The 10,732-nt window shown below is 67.5% G+C and carries 7 protein-coding genes and 1 riboswitch; of the genes, 3 read left to right on the forward strand and 4 right to left on the reverse strand.

Features of this window, described 5'->3' with window-relative positions; genetic code table 11:
* Positions 1–175: 175 nt before the first annotated feature.
* The gene (locus A7A76_RS19680) at positions 176–907 is read left to right on the forward strand and encodes an ABC transporter ATP-binding protein (protein ID WP_206412843.1); all 732 of its coding nucleotides are present in this window, start codon (positions 176–178) and stop codon (positions 905–907) included.
* A 296-nt stretch (positions 908–1,203) separates the two neighbouring features.
* A riboswitch (glycine riboswitch) is annotated at positions 1,204–1,308 on the forward strand.
* A gap of 160 nt (positions 1,309–1,468) precedes the next feature.
* On the forward strand, positions 1,469–2,074 hold the full coding sequence (locus tag A7A76_RS19685) for a TRIC cation channel family protein (RefSeq protein ID WP_206412845.1): 606 nt from the start codon (positions 1,469–1,471) through the stop codon (positions 2,072–2,074).
* A 1-nt stretch (position 2,075) separates the two neighbouring features.
* Here A7A76_RS19685 and A7A76_RS19690 read toward each other — a convergent pair whose 3' ends face one another.
* The 4 genes from A7A76_RS19690 to A7A76_RS19705 form a co-directional block, all read right to left on the reverse strand.
* On the reverse strand, positions 2,076–2,654 hold the full coding sequence (locus A7A76_RS19690) for a uracil-DNA glycosylase family protein (RefSeq protein ID WP_206412847.1): 579 nt from the start codon (positions 2,652–2,654) through the stop codon (positions 2,076–2,078).
* A 55-nt stretch (positions 2,655–2,709) separates the two neighbouring features.
* Complete coding sequence (locus A7A76_RS19695; RefSeq protein WP_206412849.1) at positions 2,710–4,626, reverse strand: FG-GAP-like repeat-containing protein; 1,917 nt, start codon at positions 4,624–4,626, stop codon at positions 2,710–2,712.
* A gap of 171 nt (positions 4,627–4,797) precedes the next feature.
* The gene (locus tag A7A76_RS19700; RefSeq protein WP_206412850.1) at positions 4,798–6,462 is read right to left on the reverse strand and encodes an MFS transporter; all 1,665 of its coding nucleotides are present in this window, start codon (positions 6,460–6,462) and stop codon (positions 4,798–4,800) included.
* Positions 6,463–6,711: 249 nt separating this feature from the next.
* A complete protein-coding gene (locus A7A76_RS19705) occupies positions 6,712–8,157 on the reverse strand; it encodes a DcaP family trimeric outer membrane transporter (protein ID WP_241201058.1) in 1,446 nt (481 codons plus the stop codon).
* 282 nt (positions 8,158–8,439) lie between these two features.
* On the opposite strand from A7A76_RS19705, the gene acs reads away from it, so the two are divergent.
* The gene (gene acs, locus A7A76_RS19710) at positions 8,440–10,392 is read left to right on the forward strand and encodes an acetate--CoA ligase (protein WP_206412852.1); all 1,953 of its coding nucleotides are present in this window, start codon (positions 8,440–8,442) and stop codon (positions 10,390–10,392) included.
* The last annotated feature ends 340 nt before the right edge of the window (positions 10,393–10,732 follow it).

A 10,732-nucleotide genomic window follows, 5' to 3' on the forward strand; every position in this document is an offset into this window, starting at 1 on the left:
GTCTGCTGCGCGCGGCCTGGCGCTATCCCGCGTTCGCGTTCGTGTGCGCCTGCGCAATGGCCGGCGCGGGCGCGGCCTTGCTCGGCCTGGATGGGCGCGCCGCGCCGGCCGTGCTGGCCGCGGGCGCGTTGCTGTGCCTGCCCGCGCTGGCGGCGCTGCGTCCGGCGCGGCGGCCATGAGCGCGGCGCTGGAACTGCAAGGGTTGCAGCACCGTTACGACGAACACGCCGTGCTGCACGGCATCGACCTGCGCCTGATGCCGGGCGAGTTCGCCGCCCTGATCGGCCCCAACGGTTCGGGCAAGACGACCTTGCTGCACTGCCTGGCCGGATTGCTGCGGCCGAGCGCGGGGCGGGTGCTGATCGGCGGCCACGATCTCGCCCGCGAGCCGCTCGCGGCGCGGCGCGCGCTCGGCTTCGCGGTCGATCCGGCGCGCCTGCCGCCGCTGCTGAGCGGGCGCGAATGCCTGCGCCTGTTCGCCGGCGCGCGCGGCCTCGCCGCGATTCCCGAGCCGACCCTGGCGCTGTGCGCGACGCTGTCGCTGCAGCCGATGCTCGACTGCCGCATCGGCCAGTATTCGCTCGGCACCCGACAGAAACTGGCGATCGCGCTGGGCCTGCTCGGCGAGCCGCCGTTGCTGGTGCTGGACGAACCGCTCAACGGCCTGGACCCGCTCAGCGCGTATGCGCTCAAGCGCCACCTGCAGCAACTGGCGCGCGAACGCGGGGTGGCGGTGTTGCTGGCGACGCATTCGCTGGATGTGGCCGAGCGCTTCATCACCCGCGCGGCGTTGCTGGTCGACGGGCGCTTGCGGCGGCAGTGGGCTGCGGATGAACTGGATGCGATCCGCGCCGATCCGCAGCGTTCGCTGGAGCAGTCGATGGTCGAGGCCTTGACCGGCGATTGATGCGTGAGCGACCTGGGCCCCCTGTAGGAGCGGCGCGAGCCGCGACCGTGGGATAGCCGGTCGCGTCGCAGGCGCGCTGTCGCGGTCGCGGCTTGCGCCGCTCCTGCAGGGAGATCGCGCGGATCACGGGCGGCGGGATTGAGGCAGGCCGCGCCGGCCTCGGCCTGCTACCATCCCGCCCGTTCGCAGAAGAGAGGCGCCGGCCCACCGCCGCCGCCCGCCGAAGGCGCAGGCTCCCATAATCGCTCAGGCCCGGTTCGCCGAATCCCATTCGGCCAGCCAGAACACTGCAACGACATCGCCGATCTGGAGAGAGGCCGCATCGACGGCCCACCGAAGGGGCAAGCGGCCCGGCCATGCCGGCGCCGCGCAAACTCTCAGGTAAAAGGACAGCGGGAGCGGCGCCGCGGCCCAGGCCGCGGAAACCGATGCGCATCGCTGCGCGCGCCACCGCGCGCGCGGTCCCGCCGTCCGCTTGCGTGCGCTTCGCGACGCAGCGCCTGCGCGCGCATCCGTTCCCGCGCCGCCGCGGTCTTCCCGACCGTTGCCGGAGACGTTGCCGTGTTGCTGCAGATCATCTACCTCATCGCCATCAGCGCCGAAGCCATGACCGGCGCGCTCGCCGCCGGGCGGCGGCGCATGGACCTGTTCGGCGTGGTCATCATCGCCTGCGTCACCGCGCTCGGCGGCGGCTCGCTGCGCGACATCGTGCTCGGCCACTATCCGCTGGGCTGGGTGCGCCATCCCGAGTACCTGGGCTACACCGTCGGCGCGGCGTTCGCGGCGACCATCGTGGCCAAGAAGCTGCACTACCTTCGTCGCACCTTCCTGTGGCTGGACGCGCTGGGTCTGGTCGCGTTCACCCTGATCGGCTGCGCAGTGGCGCGCGAAGGCGGCCACCAGCCGGCGATCGTGGTCGTCGCCGGCATGCTCACCGGCGCGTTCGGCGGCGTGCTGCGCGACGTGCTGTGCAACGAGATTCCGCTGGTGTTCCAGCGCGAGCTGTACGCGGTGGTGTCGTTGCTGACCGGCGTGGCATATCTGCTGTTGCTGCGTCTGGGCGCTAGCGAGGACGTGGCGGTGCTGGCCTGCCTCGGCGGCGGCTTCGTGTTGCGCCTGCTGGCGATCCGCTACGAATGGGAAATGCCGAAGTTCGTGTACCAGTGACTCACTCGGCCAGCGCCTGCGCGACGCGTTCGCGCAGCGCCGGCACCAGTTCGCGTTCGAACCACGGATTGCGCTTGAGCCACAGGTTGTTGCGCGGGCTCGGATGCGGCAGCGCGAGCAACTGCGGCCAGTGCGCGCGCCATGCGGCCACCGCCTCGGTCAGCGAGCGCGCATCGGGCAGGTGCCAGGCTTGCGCGTACTGGCCGACGGCGAGGGTCAGCCTTATTCCGCGCAGATGCGGCGCCAGTTTCGCCTGCCACGCCGGCGCGCATTCGGGCAGCGGCGGCAGATCGCCGGACTTGCCCTTGCCGGGATAGCAGAACCCCATCGGCACGATCGCGACGCGCGCGGGGTCGTAGAAGGTGTCGCGGTCCAGTCCGAGCCAGTCGCGCAGGCGTTCGCCGCTCGCGTCGTCGAACGGGATTCCCGATTCGTGCACCTTGCGCCCCGGCGCTTGTCCGGCGATCAGCAGCCGCGCGGTTTCGCTCGCCTGCAGCACCGGGCGCGGGCCGTGCGGCAGGTGCGGCGCGCAAAGCGTGCAGGCGCGGATGTCGCGCAGGAGGGCAGGCAGAACGCTCATGGGCGGTGCGAGTGTCGCACCGCCCATGCCGATGTCAACAAAAAATCCAGTCGCTTTAGCGCTCCAGGCAAACGATGCCGCTCGGGCCGCGGGTACAGATTTCGCGCCGGGCATCGCCTTCGACGTTTCCGATCATTAAGCTCAGTGCGTAAGGCGGCGCGCCGTAGCCGTTGGCGCCGGTCCACTGACGGTTGTCGATATGTCTGTATGCGCCAAAGCGTTCGCCGTCGGAATCGGCGCAGACTACGCCGGTCGTGTACTGGCCGCACAAGTCGGCCTTGCCGTCGCCGTCGATGTCTCCCAGGGCGAGCGTGCGGAAGTAGGCCCGTCCGCTGCCATCGATAGCGGAGCCCGCCCAGCCTTCGCGATCGGAGAACGAAGCGCTCCACCAGCCCGGGATGCCGAAGCCGTTGCCGTCGGACAGGGCGCACACGATGCCGTAGCTCGCGCGGCCGCACAGATCGGAACGCCCGTCGCCGTCGACATCGCCCAGCCGCAACGTGGCGGCATACTGGACATTGTTCCAATGATTGGCGTTGTCGAATTTTCCGCTGATCCAGCGCTCCAAGGAGCCGAAGCCATTGCCGTTGAAGCGCTGGCAGACGATGCCGGAGGCGTCGCGGCCGCAGACGTCGGGATCGCCGTCGCCGTCGATGTCGCCCATCTGGATCGAGGCATACATCGATTCGTCGGCACCCCAGCCGTTGGCGTCGGAGAACGTGTTTCCGGACCACCAGGTGACGCTCGCGGAAAAGGCATGGCCTTCGGAACGGAAGCAGTACAGGCCCGCGGCGCCGCGGGCGCACAGGTCAGCGCGGCCATCGCGATCCAGATCGGCCAACATCGTCGTCGAGGCGTACTGCGGTGCGCGCCAGCCCTGGTCGTCCGGCAGGTCTTTCCATTTGGTCGCGATTCGGCTGCGTCCGTCGATGCAATAAATGCCGTCGCTGCGCTTACCGCAGACGTCGGGCGTGCCGTCGCCGCCGACATCGCCCATGCGGATTGAGCGGTAGTGTCCCGGAACCTGGGCGATTCCGCTCGCGTCGGCGAACTCGGCGGAAAATTGCGCGGTCTGGAGGAAGTTGCGGGTTCCAGTCATGCCGGGAATCGCATCCAAGGAGGTGAATACGAATTTGGTGCTGGTATCGGACCGCAGCAGGTCGACTAGAGCACGTGTAAGGCGCAGGGTGTAGTCGCTGCCGATGGCATTGGGGTTGCGGTCGTGCAACTGCAGGATGCCGCTGCGGGTCGGGCTGCTGAGGACCGCCTGATAGTAACGCTGCGCGCACTGCTCCGGCGTCAGCGATGGGTTGTAATAGCGCGAATCGTTGCAAGCCCAGTCGCCGATGGAAAAGTCGTAGAAGATCGGGCCCGTGAGTCGGCTCAGTTCGGGCAGGCCGTGCAGCAAATCATAGGGGGCCTGTCCCCAGTTGTTGGATGGAGCGCGCAGATAGACATAGCCGTTGCTCTGGTAGGGCTCGATCAGCGACTGCGTCAATAGTACGCCTTCCTTGATCTTGTCCGGGCCAACGTTGGCAAGATCATCCTTGAGCGAGTAGTGCAATTCGGTGTGATTGCCTATCTCATGCCCGTACTCAAGAAGCTGATCCATGGCGCTGGTTGGATACTGCTTCAGGGTCGAGCACGGATAGCCTTGGCCTCGGCCGATGAAGCGGCAGCCGTTGACGAAGAAGATGGCGCGGATGTTCTGCGATTGCAGATACCGGCCGAGTTCGACACTGTATTCGTCCAATCCATCGTCGTAGGTAAAGATCAGGTGGCCGCGTGGCAGGCTGTCGCCGATGATCTGCGGCGGCGTCAGGCCTGGCTGTGGCGCGGGATAGTCGACTTCGTATCCATCACGAATGCTGCTTGCGTTCGCGCTCCAGTTCAAGGCGCATAACGTTGCTGCAAGAACGCAGGGCGGGACACGGAGTGAACCGCGTTTTTCGGAGCGAGGTGTGGTGTCCATGATTATCGTCCGTTGATATGTAAGCCCGATCCAGGCGAGACACTGGTATCACGGCGAAATCGAATCGACAACGGCGATGTACGGCGATGCTCTGGCGTATGTGTTGTGCATAAACGAAAACGGCGCCGGTATTTGGCCGGCGCCGTTTCTTCGATCAACGTAAAGCGTGCCTTACTCGGTGATATCGCGATCCTTGGTCTCCGGCAGGAACAACGCACCGATCACCACGGTAAGCGCCGCCACCACCACCGGATACCACAGGCCGCTGTAGATGTTGCCGGTGGCCGCCACGATCGCGAACGCGGTGAACGGCAGGAAGCCGCCGAACCAGCCGTTGCCGATGTGGTACGGCAGCGACATCGAGGTGTAGCGGATGCGGGTCGGGAACAGTTCCACCAGCCAGGCGGCGATCGGGCCGTAGACCATCGTCACCAGCAGCACCAGGAAGGTCAGCAGCGCGATCACCTTGGGCTTGTTGATCTGCGCCGGGTCGGCCTTGGCCGGGTAGCCGGCGGCGGCCAAGGCGTCGGTCAGCTGCTTGCCGAAGGCTTCGGACTGGGCCTTGAACGCAGCGCTGTCGAGCGCTTCGCCTTCGAAGCTGTTCAACGTGGTGCCGCCGATGCTGACCGTGGCCAGGCTGCCGGCCGCGCCGGGCGCGTTCTGGTACGGAATGCCCTTCTTCGCCAGCGCCGACTTGATCACGTCGCAGGACTGCTTGAACGCGGCCTTGCCGACCGGATCGAACTGGAACGCACAGCGCGCCGGATCGGCGGTCACGGTGACCGGCGAAGCCGCGACCGCGGCTTCCAGCGCCGGGTTGACGTTGTGGGTGAGCGCCTTGAACACCGGGAAGTAGGTCAGCACCGCGAGCAGGCAGCCGCCGAGCACGATGACCTTGCGCCCGATCTTGTCCGACAGCCAGCCGAAGAAGATGAAGCCGCCGGTGGCCAGCGCCAGCGCGATGGCGATGAAGATGTCGGCCTGGTTCGGGTCCATGCCTAGCGTCTTGGTCAGGAAGAACAGCGAGTAGAACTGGCCGCCGTACCACACCACCGCTTGCCCTGCGGTCGCGCCGAGCAACGCCAGCAGCGCGATCTTGCCGTTCTTGGAGAAGAAGCTCTCGGTGATCGGCGCCTTGGAGGTCTTGCCCTCGGCCTTCATCTGCTGGAACAGCGGCGATTCGGCCAGCTGCATGCGGATCCACACCGACACGCCGAGCAGGATCACCGAGACCCAGAACGGAATGCGCCAGCCCCAGGCTTCGAATTCTTCCTTGCCCAGGTAGTTGCGGCAGCCCCAGATCACCAGCAGCGACAGGAACAGGCCGATGGTCGCGGTGGTCTGGATGAAGCTGGTGTACAGGCCGCGCTTGCCGTTGGGCGCGTGCTCGGCCACGTAGGTCGCCGCGCCGCCGTATTCGCCGCCGAGCGCCAGGCCCTGCAGCAGGCGCAGGATGATCAGGATGATCGGGGCGAGAATGCCCATCGTCGCGTAGCTGGGCAGGATGCCGACCAGGAACGTCGACAGGCCCATCAGCACGATGGTAACCAGGAAGGTGTACTTGCGCCCGATCATGTCGCCGAGCCGGCCGAACACCAGCGCGCCGAACGGCCGCACCGCGAAGCCGGCGGCGAAGGCGAGCAGGGCGAAGATGAACTGGCTGGTCTCGTTGAGCCCGCCGAAGAACTGCTTGCCGATGATCACGGCGAGCGAACCGTACAGGTAGAAGTCGTACCACTCGAAGACGGTGCCGAGGCTGGAGGCGAAGATCACCTTGCGGTGGTCTTTCGTCAGCGGCGCCGCGTGCGGAGACGGGCTGGCGGTGGTGCTGGACATGGGCTGTTCCCCCGAACAGTGGATGGAAGCGGGCCGCGGCCCGCCGGGGTGTGTCGTTCTTTTCGTCGTTGCTGCGTGTGCAGGTGGTGTCGCGGGCCCTCACGCCCGCGTCGAAATCCTCGGCCCGTCATCCCCGCGCAGGCGGGGATCCAGGGACTTCAGCGCCATGCCTGGATGAAGCCCCGGGTTCCCGCTTTCGCGGGAACGACGGGTGGCGGGCGGCGCAGTCGCCGCCCGTTACCGCATCGATCAGAAGCTGTACTTCACATGCGTCTGCAGGCGATTGAGCTCGCCCTTCTCGCCGGTCTCGATCTCGCGCTGGCCCCAGATGTACTCCGCGCCGATGTCGAGCTTCGGGATCGGGGTGTAGATCAGGTTGACGTGCGCGGACTGCGCCGACTTGGTGATGCCCAATCCGGTCAGCGCGGTGTCGTTGTCGTACTGCGCGCGCGAATAGAACAGGTTGCCGCGCAGCTTCGGGCTGAACACGTGGCGCCAGCCGACGAAGCCGGAGATCAGGTCGATGTTCTCCAGCCCGCCGTTGGCGTCGAGCACCGCATCGTTGTTGAGCGCCAGGCCGACATAACGGCCGATGCCGCTGCCGGCGGTCACCATGTAGCGCAGGTCGTCGCTGGCGCCGAGGTTCCACTTGCCCGACACGCTGACGCCGTAGCCGGTGGAACTGTCGTTGGCGCGGCCGTTCTGGTACTTGAGCTGCCGCGCCAGCGCGCCGACGCTGAAATGGCCCCAGTCGCCCTTGGCGGTGTAGCGCGCGGTCACGTCCGGCACCGCGCCGTCGTCGCCGGCGACCTGGGCCATGTTGCCGCGGAACGGCGTGTACACCGTTTCCGGATTCTCGACCGAGAACGACCACGGCCCGCTGGTGTAGCGCAACTGGGCCTGGCGCACGAACACCGTGCCTTCGGTCGGGCCGAGGAAGTCGACCGTGTCCGGCAGCGCGTTGGCGTCCTGGAAGTTCGACCAGGTCTGGCCGGCCAGCCACTTGTTCCAGGTCACATAGGCGTGGCGCACGGTCAGCGCATAGGTGTTGGTGGCGATCTCGTTGCCGGTGAAGGCGGTGGAGCCGCCGCCGAACAGATCGAATTCCAGATAGCCCTTGAGCTTGTCGCCGCTGTCCAGATCGGTGTCGGCGGCGAACCAGAAGCGCGAGAAGTTCGCGCCCATGTCGGTATCGCTTCCGCCTTCGCGGTTGGCCTTGCCGCCGACCGGGATCGCCTTGGGCACGTAGAACAGCCGGCCGACCGAGCCGTCGGCGATGTCGCCGGCGTCGGTGGAAGTGACCGAGGCGTCGAGCTTGATGAAGCCGCCGTAGCTGAAGCGCGTGCCCGGATTGGCCGAGGGGCTGATGGTGGTGGACTGGATCGGATTCTTGACCGCCGGCGCCGCCGCCACCGCGGGCGCGGCGGCCTGCGCGGTCTTGACCTCGGCGACCTGGGTCTGGACTTGCTGCTGTTGCGAGACCAGTTGCTGAACCATGCGCTCCAGTTCGGCCACGCGCGCTTCGAGTTCCTTTTCCTTGGCGGTCTGGGCCAGGGCATGGCCGGGCAGCAGCAGCGCCAGCGCTACCGAAGCGGCCAGCAGCGAACGGCCGCGCGTGCGCGCCGTTGCGGCATGACCCTTGGCATCGGCCCTGGCGTGCGCCCCCGCGCCGCGTGTGAGCAGGCTAGACAACATCGTGTTTCCCTCCCGAGGAACGCCGCCCGGAACGTGCGGCCGCGGCCAGCCTGCGCGCCGCCGCGGCGGCGCCACCATTCGCCATTGGTCGAAAAACGACGCCTGTCTGCGCGGCTTACGACCATCGTCTAACGCCGCGGGGGCGCCGCCGTTGTTGCGCTGCGGCACACTGCGTGGACCGCGAGCGGACCGGCGCGGAGGGCGAAACGGCGCCGTCCGTCCGTTATCCTCGCAGGTCCGCGTTCGACCCCACGCAGCCACGGCACATCGCACGGAGCCCCCATGAGCAACCCCGCCAGCGTCCATCCCGTCGACCCCGCGTTCGCCGCCCGGTCGCGCTACACGCGCGAGGAATACGAGCGCCAGTACGCCGAGTCGGTGCGCGATCCGGACGGCTTCTGGGGCCGCATCGCCCAGCGCCTGGACTGGTTCAAGCCGCCGAGCAAGATCAGCAACGTCAGCTACGACCTGGGCGACTTCCGCATCAAGTGGTACGAGGACGGCGAGCTCAACGTCAGCGTCAACTGCCTGGACCGCCACCTCGCCGAGCGCGGCGACAAGACCGCGCTGTTGTTCGAGCGCGACGATCCCGGCCAGCCGGCCGAGCGCATCACCTATCGCGAACTGCACGCGCGCGTGTGCCGCCTGGCCAATGCGCTGCGCAACCTCGGCGTGGCCAAGGGCGACCGCGTCACCATCTATCTGCCGATGATTCCCGAAGCGGTGGTGGCGATGCTGGCCTGCGCGCGCATCGGCGCGATCCACTCGGTGGTGTTCGGCGGCTTCGCGCCCAATTCCATCGCCGACCGCATCGCCGACTGCGCCAGCAAGCTGGTCATCACCTCCGACGAAGGCCTGCGCGGCGGCAAGAAGATTCCGCTCAAGGCCAACGTCGACGCCGCGCTGAAGCTGCCGGGCACCAATTCGGTCGAGACCGTGATCGTGGTGCGCCACACCGGCGCCGCGGTCGACATGCAGATGCCGCGCGACCGCTGGTACGACGCCGTGGTCGAAGGCCAGAGCGAGCAGTGCGAGCCCGAGCGCATGAACGCGGAAGACCCGCTGTTCATCCTCTACACCTCCGGCAGCACCGGCAAGCCCAAGGGCGTGCTGCACACCACCGGCGGCTATCTGGTCTACGCCAGCTTCACCCACGAAGCGGTGTTCGACCTGCGCGAAGACGACGTCTACTGGTGCACCGCCGACGTCGGCTGGGTCACCGGCCACAGCTACATCGTCTACGGCCCGCTCGCCAACGGCGCCACCGCGCTGGTGTTCGAGGGTGTGCCGAACTATCCGGATGTGTCGCGCTTCTGGAACGTGATCGACAAGCACCACGTCACGATCTTCTACACCGCGCCGACCGCGATCCGCGCGCTGATGCGCGACGGCGACGAGCCGGTCAAGCAGACCTCGCGCAAGTCGCTGCGCCTGCTCGGCACGGTCGGCGAGCCGATCAATCCCGAGGCCTGGCGCTGGTATTACGACGTGGTCGGCGACGGCCGCTGCCCGATCGTCGACACCTGGTGGCAGACCGAGACCGGCGGCATCCTGATCACCCCGCTGGCCGGCGCGATCGACCTCAAGCCCGGTTCGGCCACCAAGCCCTTCTTCGGCGTGCAGCCGGCGCTGGTGGACGCCAACGGCAAGGTGCTCGAAGGCGAGGCCGAGGGCAACCTGGTGCTGACCGCGTCGTGGCCGGGGCAGATGCGCACCGTCTACGGCGATCATCAGCGCTTCATCGAAACCTATTTCAAGACTTACCCGGGCAACTATTTCACCGGCGACGGCTGCCGCCGCGACGCCGACGGCTATTACTGGATCACCGGCCGCGTCGACGACGTCATCAACGTCAGCGGCCACCGCATCGGCACGGCCGAGGTCGAGAGCGCGCTGGTGCTGCATCCCAAGGTCGCCGAAGCGGCGGTGGTCGGCTTCCCGCACGACCTCAAGGGCCAGGGCATCTACGCCTACGTGACCCTGATCGCCGGCGAGGCGCCGAGCGAGGAACTGCGCAAGGAACTGGTGGCCTGGGTGCGCAAGGAAATCGGCCCGATCGCCACGCCCGACCACCTGCAATGGGCGCCGGGCCTGCCGAAGACGCGTTCGGGCAAGATCATGCGCCGCATCCTGCGCAAGATCGCCGAAAACGCGCCGGACCAGTTGGGCGACACCTCGACGCTGGCCGATCCGTCGGTGGTGGAGAGCCTGGTGAACGAGCGCTTGGGCAAGTAAGCGCGGCCGCGCCGCAGGGCGGGCAAGACGTCAAACGGCAAAACGGCGGACCGGGGCGACCCGGTCCGCTTTCCTTTCGGCCGGCGCAGGTCGGTTTACTTCCTGTAGGAGCGGCGCGAGCCGCGACCAACCGAAGCTACGTACGCAAGCGCACCCCCCCGAAGCCGAAACCTCCAAAGCTTCCCTCCAAAGCCTTCATCCAAAGCCACCAGCCCCCCTCCCCTCCGTCATCCCCGCGAAGGCGGGGATCCAGAGACTTCAGAGCGCTGCCTCGATAAAGCCCTGGATGCCCGCCTCCGCGGGCATGACGGTGGATAGGTTTCGCGGCGTCTTTTCCAGC

Origin of the sequence: Lysobacter enzymogenes, from assembly GCF_017168095.1 — a bacterium.
GTDB classification, from domain to species: domain Bacteria; phylum Pseudomonadota; class Gammaproteobacteria; order Xanthomonadales; family Xanthomonadaceae; genus Lysobacter; species Lysobacter enzymogenes_D.

Coding starts and splice junctions, on each gene's coding strand:
- acs (WP_206412852.1), top strand. CDS start 8,440: ATGAGCAACCCCGCCAGCGTCCATCCCGTCGACCCCGCGTTCGCCGCC.
- A7A76_RS19700 (WP_206412850.1), bottom strand. CDS start 6,462: ATGTCCAGCACCACCGCCAGCCCGTCTCCGCACGCGGCGCCGCTGACG.
- A7A76_RS19690 (WP_206412847.1), bottom strand. CDS start 2,654: ATGAGCGTTCTGCCTGCCCTCCTGCGCGACATCCGCGCCTGCACGCTT.
- A7A76_RS19695 (WP_206412849.1), bottom strand. CDS start 4,626: ATGGACACCACACCTCGCTCCGAAAAACGCGGTTCACTCCGTGTCCCG.
- A7A76_RS19680 (WP_206412843.1), top strand. CDS start 176: ATGAGCGCGGCGCTGGAACTGCAAGGGTTGCAGCACCGTTACGACGAA.
- A7A76_RS19705 (WP_241201058.1), bottom strand. CDS start 8,157: ATGTTGTCTAGCCTGCTCACACGCGGCGCGGGGGCGCACGCCAGGGCC.